The organism is Wolbachia endosymbiont (group B) of Rhopobota naevana (genome assembly GCF_947250615.1).
Classification (GTDB): Bacteria; Pseudomonadota; Alphaproteobacteria; order Rickettsiales; family Anaplasmataceae; genus Wolbachia.
The window spans coordinates 1,599,911-1,615,221 of sequence record NZ_OX366333.1 but is presented as its reverse complement, the minus strand read 5'-3'; the positions used below and the strand labels follow the sequence as shown (position 1 = coordinate 1,615,221).

The 15,311-nt window shown below is 35.1% G+C and carries 14 protein-coding genes, 3 tRNA genes and 3 pseudogenes; 12 read left to right on the top strand and 8 right to left on the bottom strand.

Going from position 1 to position 15,311, the window contains the following annotated elements; all coding sequences use genetic code 11:
- Window positions 1–15 precede the first annotated feature (15 nt).
- The 6 genes from OOL01_RS07730 (at window position 16) to petA (ending at window position 5,458) form a co-directional block, all read left to right on the top strand.
- The gene (locus tag OOL01_RS07730; protein WP_264686743.1) at window positions 16–543 is read left to right on the top strand and encodes a biotin transporter BioY; all 528 of its coding nucleotides are present in this window, start codon (window positions 16–18) and stop codon (window positions 541–543) included.
- Window positions 540–938 (top strand): DUF1284 domain-containing protein, encoded by a 399-nt coding sequence (locus tag OOL01_RS07725; RefSeq protein ID WP_029237639.1) that lies wholly within the window; start codon window positions 540–542, stop codon window positions 936–938. The genes OOL01_RS07730 and OOL01_RS07725 overlap by 4 nt, the downstream gene beginning before the upstream one ends.
- A 68-nt stretch (window positions 939–1,006) precedes the next feature.
- A complete protein-coding gene (locus OOL01_RS07720) occupies window positions 1,007–1,873 on the top strand; it encodes a tetratricopeptide repeat protein (RefSeq protein WP_264686742.1) in 867 nt (288 codons plus the stop codon).
- Between the two features lie 64 nt (window positions 1,874–1,937).
- Window positions 1,938–2,010: transfer RNA gene (locus OOL01_RS07715), tRNA-Val, on the top strand.
- A gap of 51 nt (window positions 2,011–2,061) precedes the next feature.
- Entirely contained in the window at window positions 2,062–4,764 is a 2,703-nt protein-coding gene (gene gyrA, locus OOL01_RS07710) for a DNA topoisomerase (ATP-hydrolyzing) subunit A (RefSeq protein ID WP_264686741.1), read from the top strand.
- A gap of 94 nt (window positions 4,765–4,858) precedes the next feature.
- Window positions 4,859–5,458 carry a ubiquinol-cytochrome c reductase iron-sulfur subunit gene (gene petA, locus OOL01_RS07705; protein WP_006014178.1) on the top strand — a complete coding sequence of 200 codons (600 nt, stop codon included), beginning with the start codon at window positions 4,859–4,861 and terminating at the stop codon, window positions 5,456–5,458.
- Window positions 5,459–5,785: 327 nt separating this feature from the next.
- On the opposite strand, the pseudogene OOL01_RS07700 reads toward petA, so the two are convergent.
- A pseudogene (locus tag OOL01_RS07700) lies at window positions 5,786–6,613 on the bottom strand (IS630 family transposase).
- Window positions 6,614–6,731: 118 nt separating this feature from the next.
- Here OOL01_RS07700 and OOL01_RS07695 point away from each other — a divergent pair.
- On the top strand, window positions 6,732–6,860 hold the full coding sequence (locus OOL01_RS07695) for a hypothetical protein (protein WP_264686740.1): 129 nt from the start codon (window positions 6,732–6,734) through the stop codon (window positions 6,858–6,860).
- Window positions 6,826–6,954: a reverse transcriptase N-terminal domain-containing protein gene (locus OOL01_RS08575; RefSeq protein ID WP_406718456.1), complete on the top strand. Its 129-nt coding sequence runs from the start codon at window positions 6,826–6,828 to the stop codon at window positions 6,952–6,954. The genes OOL01_RS07695 and OOL01_RS08575 overlap by 35 nt, the downstream gene beginning before the upstream one ends.
- 25 nt (window positions 6,955–6,979) lie before the next feature.
- On the opposite strand, the pseudogene OOL01_RS07690 reads toward OOL01_RS08575, so the two are convergent.
- A pseudogene (locus OOL01_RS07690) lies at window positions 6,980–7,800 on the bottom strand (IS630 family transposase).
- Window positions 7,801–7,880: 80 nt separating this feature from the next.
- Window positions 7,881–8,119 (bottom strand): annotated as a pseudogene (locus OOL01_RS07680) (transposase); the annotation flags it as partial.
- Window positions 8,120–8,404: 285 nt separating this feature from the next.
- Between OOL01_RS07680 and cutA the strand changes: the two are divergent.
- The 3 genes from cutA to OOL01_RS07665 all read left to right on the top strand — a co-directional run bounded on the left by cutA (window position 8,405) and on the right by OOL01_RS07665 (window position 9,369).
- Window positions 8,405–8,740 (top strand): divalent-cation tolerance protein CutA, encoded by a 336-nt coding sequence (cutA, locus tag OOL01_RS07675; RefSeq protein WP_010402294.1) that lies wholly within the window; start codon window positions 8,405–8,407, stop codon window positions 8,738–8,740.
- A tRNA-Gln gene (locus OOL01_RS07670) sits at window positions 8,731–8,802 on the top strand. Before cutA ends, OOL01_RS07670 begins: the two co-directional genes overlap by 10 nt.
- Window positions 8,803–8,940: 138 nt before the next feature.
- Window positions 8,941–9,369: a hypothetical protein gene (locus OOL01_RS07665; protein WP_264686738.1), complete on the top strand. Its 429-nt coding sequence runs from the start codon at window positions 8,941–8,943 to the stop codon at window positions 9,367–9,369.
- On the opposite strand, the gene OOL01_RS07660 is transcribed toward OOL01_RS07665, so the two are convergent.
- Window positions 9,366–9,656: a hypothetical protein gene (locus OOL01_RS07660; RefSeq protein WP_007301973.1), complete on the bottom strand. Its 291-nt coding sequence runs from the start codon at window positions 9,654–9,656 to the stop codon at window positions 9,366–9,368. The genes OOL01_RS07665 and OOL01_RS07660 overlap by 4 nt on opposite strands.
- Before the next feature lie 440 nt (window positions 9,657–10,096).
- Window positions 10,097–11,293 (bottom strand): succinyl-diaminopimelate desuccinylase, encoded by a 1,197-nt coding sequence (dapE, locus tag OOL01_RS07655; RefSeq protein WP_264376163.1) that lies wholly within the window; start codon window positions 11,291–11,293, stop codon window positions 10,097–10,099.
- A 42-nt stretch (window positions 11,294–11,335) separates the two neighbouring features.
- On the opposite strand from dapE, the gene OOL01_RS07650 reads away from it, so the two are divergent.
- A complete protein-coding gene (locus tag OOL01_RS07650) occupies window positions 11,336–12,601 on the top strand; it encodes an iron-containing alcohol dehydrogenase (RefSeq protein WP_264686737.1) in 1,266 nt (421 codons plus the stop codon).
- A 554-nt stretch (window positions 12,602–13,155) separates the two neighbouring features.
- Here the strand turns inward: OOL01_RS07650 and OOL01_RS07645 are convergent.
- The 3 genes from OOL01_RS07645 to rplI form a co-directional block, all read right to left on the bottom strand.
- Window positions 13,156–13,227, bottom strand: a tRNA-Met gene (locus OOL01_RS07645).
- Window positions 13,227–14,519, bottom strand: coding sequence for an adenylosuccinate lyase (gene purB / locus OOL01_RS07640; protein ID WP_010402755.1), 1,293 nt, complete (start codon window positions 14,517–14,519; stop codon window positions 13,227–13,229). Before purB ends, OOL01_RS07645 begins: the two co-directional genes overlap by 1 nt.
- Before the next feature lie 236 nt (window positions 14,520–14,755).
- Window positions 14,756–15,310: a 50S ribosomal protein L9 gene (gene rplI, locus OOL01_RS07635; protein ID WP_010402757.1), complete on the bottom strand. Its 555-nt coding sequence runs from the start codon at window positions 15,308–15,310 to the stop codon at window positions 14,756–14,758.
- Window position 15,311: the final 1 nt, after the last annotated feature.

Sequence of the window (15,311 nt, the reverse complement as noted above, 5' to 3'; positions counted from 1 at the left end):
TTTTATTGGGAAAGTATGTTTATAACACAATCTAGCAGCAGATCAACACTGGCTGAAATATTGTCTTGCGTTTTACTTTTATTCTTGATGGCTCAAATAAGCATACCATTGCAGCCTGTGCCTATCACATTGCAAACTTTAGGAGTAATGCTTATTGGGCTTAAATTTAACCGCAGAACAGCATTCTATTCTGTGCTTACATATCTATCACTTGGTGCAGCAGGATTGCCTGTTTTTGCGAATTTTTCTGGTGGTTATCACATTTTTCTCGGGCCAACAGGTGGATATTTGATTGGCTGTTTAGTTGCTGTTGTAGTAATGAGCAGAGTAAATGAATTACTGAACTCTAAATATAAATCATTTATGTGTAATTCTTTAAGTTGTCTGGCGGGTACAGTCGTAATCTTTATTTGTGGTATGAGTTGGCTTACTATTTACGTGGGTCTGAAACAAGCAATAATGGTGGGTGTTTTACCATTCATCCTTCCTGGTTTGGTAAAAATTTTTCTACTTGTAGCAGCTTTGCAGTATTTGAAAAAGTGATAAGGTTTCGTCCTCATCATTTTATGTGCACTCTTGCATTTCAAGGGTATGGATATTCTCAGAGCTTTGTAGAAAATTACAAAAAGATAGCAAGTAAAGTAATTAGTGATCCTAATACTAAAATCGAAGTAGTTGATAATCTTGACACTATTTGTAGTGTTTGCCCAAACCAGACTAAACAAGGTAAATGTACCACACAAGCTAAAGTTTTAGAGCTAGATAGAAGGCATATGGAAATTTTAGGAATAAAAATTGGCGAGATTTTGACCTGGAGTAAAGCAGTAAAAAGAATTAGAAAGAAAATGTCTTTAGAGAAATTTGACTACGCATGTGAGGAGTGTAATTGGCAACCATATGGAATGTGTAGAAGTGCTCTTTTAACTCATTCTAAATAGTATCTGCCAATTAATAATATCTTTATTATTATATTAGATAAGTAATTTAGCATTTATGAATTTGTAATGTGTTGCGTATAGTTCAAAGAAATAAGATTTACTGGTTACGCGCTGCAGCCAATGCCACAACACTAGGATCTATGTTTGTCTGCATGTTAATTTGCGTTGTGATTTTATGGAGGTCTTCTGTTACCTATGCTAGTGAAAATTTGGAGATACAGAAGGTCTTTGATAGTGTTGTCAAGCATATAAAAGCTGATAAAAAATATAAAGATCTTGATGTTCTCGAGAGAAAAAGTGACAAATTTAATATCAAAATTTCGCAGAATTCTGGCAAGAATTTTGACATATACTCTATTTTAAAAAAAGCAAAAGATTCCTTTGAGTTAGGAGATAGTGAAACAGCTACTTCTCTCCTCAATCAGATTATCGCAAGATTTCCTTATCATGAAAGTGCTTTAATTGGACTAGGGAATATCTATTACGCTAACAAAGAATTTAAAAAAGCTGTAGAGATTTACACAAGACTGTTAAAAGAATATCCTAGCAACCCTTATGTATTAAAGAATTTTCTGACGATAATCTCACAATATGATCCTAATTTAGCATTGAGTGAAATGTTGAAATTGTATGATACACTCAGAAATAGCGCCCCTTTATCAGCAAATTTAGGTTTGATCTATATGAAAAAAGGGGATTACGTAAAAGCTAAAGAATATATGAAAGCAGCAATTTCTTTAGATCAAAACAATATTTTTTATACCTATAATTTAGCTGTTATTCTAGATAAGCTCTCAGATTTTAAAAATGCCACAGCATGTTATTCAAAGTTGTTGAACATGTCAAAAAATGCAAGTGAAAGAATACCTTTATACAAGGTAGCAGCAAGGCTAAAATTTATACAACTCCATAGTGCGCACCCAGCGATTCCATAAGAGTTGCTTGTATCGCTATTTTTGTTTACAACAACAACATTGAACTCTAGAATTATATCTAGAGGGGCAATTAGCTCAGCTGGTAGAGCATCTCGTTTACACCGAGGAGGTCGGCAGTTCAAGTCTGTCATTGCCCATTAGCCTAGTTGAATATTAATATTACAATTATTTCAATCAAAGTATAGAAAATGCAAGACAACATAGTACCAGTTTCAATAGTGAAAGAGCTAGAGGATTCTTATCTCTCCTACGCAATGAGTGTGATCATAAGTCGAGCTATACCTGATGTGCGAGATGGATTTAAACCTGTTCATAGGCGCATATTATACGCAATGTCGAGGGCTGGGTTCGATGCCGGTAAACCGTATAAAAAAGCAGCTCGTATAGTCGGGGATGTAATGGGAAAATATCACCCACATGGTGACATGGCTATCTATGACTCCTTGGTCAGGATGGCTCAAGATTTTTCTCTTCTTTTACCACTTATTGATGGGCAAGGTAACTTTGGTTCGATAGATGGAGATCCGCCAGCTTCAATGCGATATACAGAAGCAAGGCTCCACAGAGTGTCGCATTTTTTACTAAATGATATTGACGAAGATACAGTTGATTTTAGGCCAAACTATGATGGAAATGAAACAGAGCCTGTTGTACTGCCTGCAGAATTTCCGAATCTATTGGTAAATGGTGCAAGCGGTGTTGCAGTTGGTATGGCAACCAATATTCCTTCTCACAACCTTGGAGAAATAATAGATGCTTGTATGTTATATATAGATAATCCTGAAGTTACTTTGGATGAGTTACTTGAAGTGATGCCAGGACCGGATTTCCCAACTGGGGGAACGATTCTTGGAAGGTCTGGAATAAGATCAGCATTTGCAACGGGTCGTGGATCAATTGTTGTGCAAGGCAAGACTCACATGGAAGACCTGTTACAAGATAGGCAAGCAATAGTGATTGATGAAATACCTTACCAGGTAAATAAAGTAAAATTAATTGAGAAGATAGGTGAGCTTGTAAAAGAAAAAAGAATTGATGGCATAACAGAAATTAGGGATGAATCTGATAAGTCTGGTATTAGGGTAGTAATTGACCTCAGAAGAAATGCTGAAGCAAGTTTTATACTTAATCAAATATTGGGACTAACTCCACTAAGAAGTAGTTTTAGTGTTAACACTTTAGTCCTCAACAACAACAGGCCTGCTTTGATGTCGTTGAAAGAAATTATAGCTGCTTTTATTGATTTTAGAAAAGAAGTATTAATCAGGAGAACAGAGTTTCGTCTAAGAAAAACGAGGGAAAAAGCTCATATATACATAGGGCTCTACATTGCGGTCTTGAGCATAGATGAAGTGATAAAAATCATCCGTGGTGCAAAAGATCCTGCGGAAGCAAGTAGAGAACTTTTAAATAAAGAATGGAAAACTTCAGCTGAGATAAACACAATTATTGGATTAATCTCAGACAGCACAAGCTTTTTGAAAGACGGAGTGTATAGATTAACTGAGCTGCAAACGAAAGCTATTCTTGACATGAAATTGCAACGTTTAACAGGCCTTGAAAAAGACAAATTAGAAGCTGAGCTAAGTTCAATGATCAACCTGATAAAAGAATATATCGCTTTTCTTGGCTCAGGAGAGAAGTTGATGAAAGAAATAAAAAACAATCTACAAGAAATAAAGAACAGATTTACTGTGCCGCGAAAAACTTCAATAGAGGAATCAGATACGGACATTGAAGCTGAAGATCTAATTCCACAAGAGGATATGGTGATAACCGTAACTATGAATGGTTATATCAAGCGTGTGAAGCTTTCTCATTATAGAACTCAGCGTCGTGGTGGAAAAGGAAAGCTAGGACAAGGATTAAAAGAAGAGGATGTAACCACAAAATTATTTGTTGGGAATACCCACACTAGCCTTTTATTCTTTTCTAATATTGGCCGAGTCTATAGATTAAAAGTTTATAAGTTACCTATTGCAGAGCCAACTGCACGTGGAAGAGCACTTGTTAATATATTCCCGCTTAGCGATGGTGAAACTATAACTAATATAATGCCATTACCAAGTGAAAATGACGAAAATCAAAACATAGTTTTTGCTACTGCTCATGGGAACATAAGGCGCAACTCTTTAGCAGATTTTCACTATATTCCAAGCAATGGAAAAATAGCAATCAAGCTCGATGAAGGAGATAAGTTAATATCAGTTAAAGTATGCAATGAAATTGATCATGTTTTTCTTTCAACAAGATTCGGCAAAAGTATCAGATTTGTTGTAAGTGATGTGCGTCAATTTAAAAGTCGCAATTCAGATGGCGTAAGAGGTATCAAACTTGCAAAGAATGACAGCGTGATATCTATGACCATATTAAATGGGATAGGTGTAGCAACAGAAACAAAAGAACTTTACTTAAAAGTTCCACTTGCAAAAAGACTGGGGACTGCAATTAATAACTCCATTGATTCTAAATTGGAAAAGACTTTGAATGATTTAGGAATAGATAACAAACTGTTCTTAAAACTTGCAATGAATGAGGAGTTCATATTAACTATTACTGAAAATGGCTTTGGTAAAAGAACTTCTGCGTACGAGTATAGGGTAACAAATAGAGGTGGTGTTGGTATTACAAATATCCTTACTACCGACAGAAACGGTAATGTTGTTGCTAGCTTTCCAGTTGAACAGGGTGATAATATCATGCTTATTACAGATAAAGGAAAGTTAATTCGTATTTCAGTAAATGATATCAGAATTGCAGGACGTAGCACTCAAGGAGTCACTCTGTTTAAAACAGAGAGTAGAGAAAAGGTGGTGTCAGTAGCGAAAATTGAGGATCCCGATTCCACTGAAAATAGTATTTCCGAAATTGACAACTCTGTTTCTTCTTAACTGTATAGCAAAGGTTAAACAAATAGTGCAAATTTCTATTGATTAATCTATAATATTTAAATTAAAATATATGTCTATGTTCAAGTAGAGATTGATGGATAAGAAGTTAACTAAAAATAAAAAATCATTGACGAATGAGAAGAATAAAAAAACATCTCTTGTTAAAGATTTTGCCAAAAATAAGAGTAGAAGAGATTTTATCACATTAACTACGTGTGCCATGGCAGGTATAGGAGCTGCAAGCGGTCTTTGGCCATTGGTTAAGTCTATGAATCCTTCTGCTGAGGTTTTAGCGATGTCTACGGTTGAGGTTAATCTATCTGATATTCAAGAAGGACAAGGAAAAAAGGTAAAATGGCAAGGTAAGCCAGTATTTATCCGCAAGCGCACAAAACAAGAGATTGAGGCTGCAAGAGCCATAAATGCAGAAAATTTGAGAGATCCTGAATCAGATGAAAAAAGAGTATACAAAGGAAAAGATGAATGGTTAATTATGATTGGAATATGCACCCATCTTGGATGTGTACCAGTTGATCACGCTACAAAAGACGGCAACGGTTGGTTCTGCCCTTGTCACGGTTCATATTATGACACATCAGGCCGAGTAATTGGCGGTCCTGCACCAAAGAACATGGCTATACCTGACTACTTTTTTCCAAGTGAAAATATTGTAGTAATTGGCAAGAAGGCTTAACGGATTTTCATAATTAAAGTAATAAAAGTATATTGCATTTCAAGAAGCACACTGACTTCATAGGCAAAGCTCTTGAAGTCTATCAAGCTAATTTTATACTATGCACATATTCGGGTGATAATTAAGAAACTTGCCTGCCAAATTTTCAGAGTTGACAGCTAAATTTAAAACTTGTTCCTTTGCGTCAGAAAAATTCTGACTAACTTGCTTAAAGTTATTTTCTAACTCTTCGAGGATGGAGCTGAAATTAAAAAAACTTTTCTGCATTTTATCAAGATTTTGAGTTATATAGCTTAATATAGCTCTTTTCATAATAGTCCGAAAAGCTTATAGAAAAGCGGAATCAACAGCATGACGAAAAGATGTGAATAGAGGGATGTTTTTCCTAGCTCTGTTTTTTATAGCAAACCAATAATGCTCAATTTTGTTAAAATCGGGAGAATAAGGCGGTAGATATAAAATTTCTGCGCCAACTCCTTTAGCAAATCTTATTAGACTTATGAAAAGTAGCATTATCAAGGATAACAGTTTGTCCAGGTTTCAAAATCGGTGTCAGAAACTGCTCAAACCATTTATTAAAGATATCCATATTACAGTGGCCTTCAAATGTTAACGGAACAACTATTTTTCTGCCGTTTAAGGCTGCAATCATACTGATTCGTTGAATTTTTTTACCAGATTTTAGAGCATAAAACCTCTGTCCCTTCTGGCAATATCCATAACTCGGTGTTATCAATGCCAGACTCATCTATATAAACTAAGTTTTGAGGTTCTTTTGTTGCTATAATTTTCAAAAATTCAGCGCGTTTTTCTTCGTTTCTTTCTTTGTATCCATATGTCTTTTTTTGCGTGTGAGTCCAATTTTTTTAAGAGCTCGATGGATCGTTGGGATACTAACATTGCTCCAAAGCTTAGCCATTTCCGATACCACCATATTTTTTAGCAAATTCAGTAAATTTATTCCAGTCAGTAATTTTGTGATTATAACCTCCATTTCCAAGTTTTTTTGACTGAAAATCTCCTGTTTCTTTTCTTCTTTGCTGCCACTCCCATAACGTAGTTCTTCCAATTTTAAATCTTGCTGCCACCGTTTCCCTGCTTTCTCCTTCTTCTAGTGCTTCCATTGCTTTTTTTATAACTATATGCTGCTGGCATCCTTACCTTCACTACTATAAAACCTTATTTTACCTCGTTTGGACTATTATGAAAAGAGCTATAACTAAGAAGGTGGCCCACTAAATGCTTCTATGTGGAGGGATTGTTTAAGAAGCTAATGCCTAAAGTAATATTTGGGATATGCAGACGTAAACACTGTAATTTGGAAGGTAAAGTTGTGAATAGTAGTGAATATGTTATGAGCCAACAAAATGTTAAGTATGAATGGAATTTGGCGCAAGCTTGAGAAATCTTCATTTAAGCTACAAAAACGAATTTACCGAGCTTCACAATGTAATGATATCAAGAAGATGCATAATCTTCAGAGGTTATTACTATAGCCCTTCCCATAATAGTCCAAAAAGGTCATAAGAAAGAAGAATCGACAGCATGACGAAAAGATTTGAATAAAGGAATGTTTTTCCTGGTTCTGTTTTTTATAGCAAACCAATAATGTTCAATTTTGTTAAAATCTGGAGAATATGGAGGAAGATATAAAATTTCTGCACCAACTCCTTTAGCAAATCTTATTAGACTTATGAAAAGTAGCATTATCAAGGATAACAGTTTGTCCAGGTTCCAAAATCGGTGTCAGAAACTGCTCAAACCATTTATTAAAGATATCCATATTGCAGTGGCCTTCAAAGGTTAACGGAGCAATTATTTTTCTTCCACTTAAGGCTGCAACCATGCTAATTCGTTGAGTTTTCTTCCCAGATTTTAGGGCATAAAACCGCTGTCCTTTCTGGCAATAACCATAGGTTCAGTGTCCAGACTCATCTATATACACTAATTCTTTAGGTTCTTTTGTTGCTATAACCTTTGAAAATTGAGCTCGCTTTTCTTCATTTCTTTCTTTATATCTGTAGGTCTTTTTTTTCTTGTGAATCCTATATTTTTAAGTGCTCGATGAATTGTTTGTCTACTAATATTGCCCCAGCATCTCTGACTGAGTTTTGCCACCTTGCTCATTTGCAAATTCGGCAAATGCATTCCAGTCGGTAATTTTATGCCACGCTTCCAAGCTTTTTTGATTGAAAATCTCCCGTTTTCTCACGTCTTTTCTTCCACTCATATAAAGTTGTTTTTCCGATCTTAAATCTCTTGGCAACAGTTTCTCCACTCTCTCCTTCATCCAATGCTTCCATTACCTTTTTTCTTAAGTCATAACTATTTGCTACTGGCATCCTTACCTTCCACTACTATCAATCCATATCTTACTCTTTTTGGACTATTATGAGAAGGGCTATACTGACAAAATTCATTTTTGTTGCAAATACCCTTTTACAAACCCTACCGTTTGTCTTAAACCAATTCTAAAAAGATTAACGATTATATGCACCAAAATCACAACTTTATCACTATAAATATAGTTGCCACCCTGCATCTTTGGACTATTTTCATACCAATTTTCGATAGCTTCATCGATGTAACGAAAAATATTCCCCTTTTTTCAAGGAATTTGTTATATTCGTTTTGGTTACTGACTTTCATTTTCTGTGGCATATTTTTTCTTCAACAGTTAAATGGCTGTTTTATAATGAATTTTGTCAGTAACTGCCAGTTCTTTTCACTTGAGCGATGCAACAAAGCCATCCCAGTGTCACGCACTGGGATGACAAGAGGAGAACTACTGGGATGGCAAGAGGAGAACTACTGGGATGACAAGGGGAGAGCTACTAAATGACATCTTCAATTTCTGTGTGTCAAGCACTGAAGAGGTCTCTCCTATTTTCTCTTGATGAATAAATCTAAGTAGAGTATAGTAAAAATGCATTTATGTAGCGGTTAATGAGCAATTTAGTTTTAGTCTATATAACTTTTTCAAACTTGAAAGAGGCTAAGGCTATTTCTGAAGAATTGTTAAACGAGAAGTTAATTGTGTGTGTAAATATATTTCCTGAAGTAAATTCTCTGTATTTATGGGAAGGTAAAATTAATAGTAATTGTGAAGTGGTGACAATTATGAAGAGTAGGAATGATCAGGCTGATAAGATTGTAGAAAAAATCGAGGCAATGCATTCTTATGATCAACCAGCCGTTGTGATAATACCCATAGGAAAAGCGAATAAATCTTTTACTAATTGGGTTAATAATGTTATTGATATAAACAATATTGGGGTGTAGCCAAGTGGTAAGGCAGCGGTTTTTGATACCGTCACGCGAAGGTTCGAATCCTTCCACCCCAGCTTTATTAAAGTGTGCGTGAAATGATATCACTTTTTTATAAATTAAGGTTATTTAATTATATACTGGGCAGCTTGAAAGATATAGTTGTCAAGCTATTTCTTTTCACTCTGTATCTTTATACATCGAGCATTATGCTTATGTTTCTCACCAATGGTTTTTGGTATACTGTAGAGTTTGGCTCTTTCAAAAATGCATTTTACCATTTGTATCAATATTTAAAATGGTATTATGAAAATAGAGATGATTTGGGTTATGGAGTTTCTATTAGAATATTAGTAGCGTTTCTTACTCCGCATTTTCTCTACAAATTATTTTCTGGCACAGGCTGGAAGTCTTTTTTCAAGGAGAAGATAGTTCAGATACTCAGAACAAGAAGAAAAATGAGTAATAAACCAAATGGCAGTAGTTATGGTTATAGTAATAAGAACAGTTACGGTAACAATAATCTTCAAGAGGCAGAACGGAAAGTGAATATGATAAAGCAGCTATTAATCCAAGATATAGATGAAGCTATAGAAAAAAGATTAAATGATATTTTTCTTGGTGAGAGGGGTAAACCTCATTAAAAGGGCTTTATCTTTTTTAGAATTGGCTGTATTTTGTTTTTTACGTATAACGGATCGCAATCAGCCAGTATACATGTTTCAACAAAATCTTGACTGAAGTCTGATAGCCAGGAAATTGCTTTACGTTTCTCTACCAAGCTTTCTGTTTTTTTACAGTTACTTGCTGCATCAATCATTGCCTGTGATATCACTGATTGCCACAGTATGCAGTACCTTTGTATATCATCTAAAGTGCTATTTGCTTCGTGATGGTGAAAAAATTCTTTGAAATTGAAGTTATTTGACATTATGTACCTCTTTAAGTTGAAAATTAGAATTTGAAGTAGTGCGAAAGTTGTCTGCTGCAATGAGTAGCCTTTATGACAGTCAGACCGGGTTTTATGTGAGCTATAAATGTTTAAGAAATTATATCTATTCAGATCTATGTGAAACCAGTGCTTCTTTTCTTGTTATCCGAGCTGGGATCCAGGTTGACAAAAGCGCTTTACAACGTTTTGTGTACAAAACACCAGTGTTGCATGACACTATTTGTTCTTATACCCTTTTTGTCTATCTTATTTTGTCACTCTGCTGAACAGATAATTTTCGCCAATAAGCTTTTTACTGAGTTTTTGTTATTGAGCTTGCACAGATCAAAGACAAGTTTTGAGTCAAAAATACTCTTAATATTATAATAAGGGGCTGGTAAAATGTGTCTAGTAAGTTTTCTTCTCTATGCAACTGCACCTCAAGCTAATAATGGACCATCAGGCGTATTACCAATTACATTGATCTGGTTTAATATTTTATTAGTGGGGTAAAAATAATTTTTTATAAACTCCTTATATATAGCTGTTAATTTATGTATATCGTCTATTGATACGCATTCATTTACCTGATGTGCGGTTTTGTTGATCATACCAAATTCAATTACTGGACAAATATCCTTAATAAACGCAGCATCAGATGTGCCACCACTTGTGCTCAGCACAGCATCAATACCGGTAATTTTATTTATCGCATCAAGCATAATATCAGTATTTCTGTCAGGATTAGAGAGAAAAACGTCCCTGCTGTTCTGCATAGAAAGTTTATAATCGTTAGTCACATTGGTGCATATTGCATCAATCATCTTATATAAAACGTCTGGTGTTTGTGTATTGTTATATCGAACATTAAAACCTGCTGCTATTGAACTAGGTATTAGATTATTAGTATTATTTCCAACGTCGATAGTAGTAATTTCGCAATGTGAAGGCTGAAAGTATTTATTACCAGTATCAAAAGTGGTATCTTTTATCTTACTTAGTATCGATACCATTTTATATATTGGATTATCTGCTAGATCTGGGTAGGCAACGTGCCCTTGTTTACCATGGCAAATCAATTTAAATGTTGCAGAACCTCTTCTACCTATTTTTATGGTATCACCTAATTTCTCACTACTCGTTGGTTCTCCAACTATACAAAAATCTATCTTTTTTTGCTTACTTTTCATCCATTCCAAAACTTCCTTTGTTCCATGTTCTTCCGCGCTTTCTTCAGCACTGGTAATCAATGCACTGATTGAACCACTGAATCGAAACTTACCTGCAACTGAATCTACCATAGCAGCAATAAATGCGGCTATTCCACTTTTCATATCAGCTGCTCCTCTTCCATATAGCATTCCATCTCTAATTTCTGGCTTAAATGGATCAGATATCCAATCTTTTAACTCACCTGGTGGTACAACATCAACATGTCCAGCAAAACACAAGTTTGGTACTCCATTTATATATTTCGCATAAAGATTTTTAACTTTATCACCAAACTCTAAAATCTCACATTCAAAACCACTTTTCTTGAGAATGGCTGCTATATGCTCTATTGCCCCATCGTCTTTTGGTGTTATACTTTTAAAAGAAATTAATTTCTTAGTTAGTTCTACAGGGTCAATCTTCATATTAATCTTGAAATACTAACATTACCGTATTGTAAACATTCTATGCGATATTTAAAACAAATATTACAGCACACAGAACAAGTTCTTATTAGGGAAGTAACAGTACTTGCTGATAATATCTATGAAATATGTAGACAATATGGAAATGACATTTTTCTGATTGCAGATGAAAATACAGCAAAACTTTTAAACAAAAACATACTTAATAAAGTTTCTCATTTAATTATTCCAGCCACACCTGTCATTCCAGCGCGTGACTATGATGGATCGCAGTGTCACGCTACTTGGATGACACCAAATAGACTGAACAGAGCTGCTTCTCTCCAAGCTGTAAACCTAGTTAGAAATAAAGCAAAAGATAGTGACTTAATGGTTGCATTTGGCAGTGGCACTGTTAATGATATCTGTAAGTACGCAAGCTATTTAGAAGGCAAAGACTACATATCCTTTCCAACAGCTGCTTCCATGAATGGATATAGCTCTGCAAACGCTTCAATATTAGTTGATGGATATAAAAAATCGTTCGGAGCACATCTTCCAAAGGCAATATACATTGATACCGATATAATTGCCAACGCACCACCACGCCTCACATTAAGTGGATTTGCAGATTTCATCTGCCGTTCAACAGTACAAGCCGATTGGCTATTATCTCATCTATTACTTGGCACAGAATATAATGAACTCCCCTTTAAACTTGTTCGCAATCTGGAGGAAATTTTGCTCAGAGAACACTTGGCACTTGCTAAAAAAGATAAAAGAGTAGTTCCATTACTTATGGAAGCCTTATTGATTTCAGGACTCGGAATGGTGATGTCAAAAGGCAGTTACTCTGCAAGTCAAGGAGAACATATGATAGCTCATGCAATTGAGATGGTAACACAGGATTATTCCTCCTCGTTACATGGGGAAAAAATTGCTGTGACAACGATTACCATGGCTAACTTGCAAGAGGAGATATTGTCAATACGAAACCCGATTACCAAACCGATCACTTTAGATGTAAAACATATAACTCAGTGCTTTGGTAATACCGAATTTATAAAAATTCTAAAGCAGAAGCAAATGATGCAGCAAAAAATTCAAGAGATTATTTGCAAAGAATGGAGTAATATTTCTAGTTTAATTAAGCAAAATTTACTATCTGCAAAACACCTGCAGAAAGTATTTGAAGATCTATCAATTCCGTACTTACCGGAGCATCTTAATTGGAACAAAGAGCAATATTGCAAGGTAGTCAATCTTACATTTGCAACAAGAGATAGATTCACCTTTCTTGACCTGGCTGGTTGTATAGAAAAAAGTTAGATTTTGTGTATTCGTTCAGGAGGGTAGCAAAATAAGATAGACAAAAACACAGTAACAAATGGTGTCATGCAAGTAGCTATCCAGCCTTTCTTAACAACAAAAACTTAGCATGACTTTTGTGCTCAAAAAACTTCTGGATTCCAGCATCAAGTGCTGGAATGACATGGTAAAATATTATTCAAGTAGCCTCTGTCCCAGTACCTATTCGGTGTCATTCAAGTCAACTCTTTTCTTGTCATCCCAGTGCCTAGACACTGGGATCCAGAAAACTTCACTTTAAATGAGTGCATTAGATTGTCTTTATATAGATGCCAGTGTCAGCTACTCGGATGAAATTCATTTAGTTGTCTTTTCTCATCTACTTTACCACTTTCTTGAACGGATACCATTAGCCATTCCCCTGAATAGATACAACAAATGTTGTATCTTTATCACTTCACATACATTATTCCATATACTATATGAACAACTGAAAAAAAACTTCAGTTAATTGACAATGAATCACGTTATTTTGTCAAGTGCGCTGCTATCGCCAAACCATAGCTTAGCTTGAGTGGCTGAGGAGGGATTTGAACCCCCGACCAAGAGATTATGATCCTCCTGCTCTACCACTGAGCTACTCAGCCTAATTAAAAACCTTGCTATATATGTAATCTATATGTTTCATATAATACTTCAAATCAAACAAAGACTCAAGTTTTTCAGAGTCAATAATTCCATGCAAGGATTTATCTTGTTTCAATTCGAACAGAAAATCACTGTTATCTTGCTTTACTTTCATTGCATTATTCTGAACAATTTTATATGCCTCTTCCCTCGCCAAACCACTATTTACCAACTCGAGTAATACTCGTTGTGAAAAAACCAAGCCTTTTGAAGAATTTAAGTTCTTTTCAATGTTTTCCTTATTGATCACCAATTTATCTATCAAATCTGTTAATCGTACTAAAGCAAAATCCATTGCTATACAAGCATCAGGAGCAATGCATCTTTCCACAGACGAGTGCGATATATCTCGTTCGTGCCATAATGCAACATTTTCTAATGCAGGAAAAACATAGCTGCGTATTAAGCGTGAGAGCCCAGTCAAATTCTCACTTAAAATAGGATTACACTTATGCGGCATAGCAGAACTTCCCTTCTGACCAGTGGAAAAATACTCAGAAATTTCTCCAACTTCAGTTCTTTGCAAGTGACGTATTTCAACGGCAATATTCTCTATTGAACTTGCAATCACTCCTAAAACTGAAAAGAATATTGCGTGTCTATCACGAGGAATGACTTGAGACGATATGGTTTCAGGTATAAGTCCCATTTCTTTCGCTACATACTCTTCAACAAACGGATCAACATTTGAAAAATTACCTACTGCACCTGATATTTTACAAATCGAGATCTCTGTTTTCGCGCTAATTAATCTCTGATAATTGCGTTTAAATTCAGCATAAAATCTAGCAAATTTTAATCCAAGAGTTGTTGATTCTGCATGCATTCCATGACTGCGCCCAACACAAACAATATTTTTATAGTCCTCAGCCTTTTTTTTCAGTGCTGCAAGTATATTTTTTAAATTTTCGAGCAAAATATCACATGATTCCTTTAACTGAACCGCAAGGCATGTATCTAAAACGTCAGAACTTGTCATTCCATAATGAAGATAACGAACATCAACTCCCGCTTCTTCAGCAACATATGTTAAAAAAGCTATAACATCATGTTTTACAATGGATTCAATTTCGTTAATACGTTCAATATCAAATTCAATAACATCAGAGAGCTTCTGAGCAACACTATTTGGAATCACTCTTAACTCTGCTTGAGCTTCACACGCTAATTTTTCTATTTTGAGCCATATATTAAACTTATTTTTTTCTTCCCAAATGGAAGACATTTCTTTGCGGCTATAGCGTGGGATCATTTTTGATTTATTTCAATAATGGTGTCATTCCAGTGCATGACACTGGAATCCAGATATAAAAGTATTTGCAAATTATTCAATGGACAACGGATTCTAGAAGCATAAAATAATGTCCATGATGAAATAAACTGGATCCCAGTGTCACGCACTGGGATGACATGAGGGGAGCACTGGGATGATACCAGCTTAGCAATGGAAGACATTTCTTTACGACTATAACAAGGGATCATCTTTGATCAGCTATCATCACCATCAGTAGCTTCTTTACTCGCATCTTGCTCTGCCTCTTGTTGCTCAGATTTCTGATTTTGCAACTTTACTTGCCTCAATTCATGTGCATCTTTTTCAGATCTTACAACGTATATAGTAATTGGAACTATCACTTTACTATGTAATTCTATATTTACTTGATACTCGCCCAAATTTTTGATACTTATTCCACCAAAAGATAAACTATGATGACTTATATCATATCCTTCTTGTAATAAAGTTTTTGCAATTTCACGTGTGGTTACAGAGCCAAAAATCTTTCCATCCTCTGAAGCTTGCTTTATTAATATAATAAATTTATCATGCAGTGATGATGCAAGCACTTTTGCTGCATTTAATTTTTTGATATTTTCTTCTTCCAATAATAAACGCTGTTCCTCTAACTTTATTAAATTTTCCTTAGTGGCTTTCATCGCCTTTTTTTGTGGAAAAAGAAAATTACGTGCATAACCTGGCTTAACTTTGACAACTTCACCAAGCTTACCTAAAGTTGTTATATTTTCCTTTAAAATTATTAACATA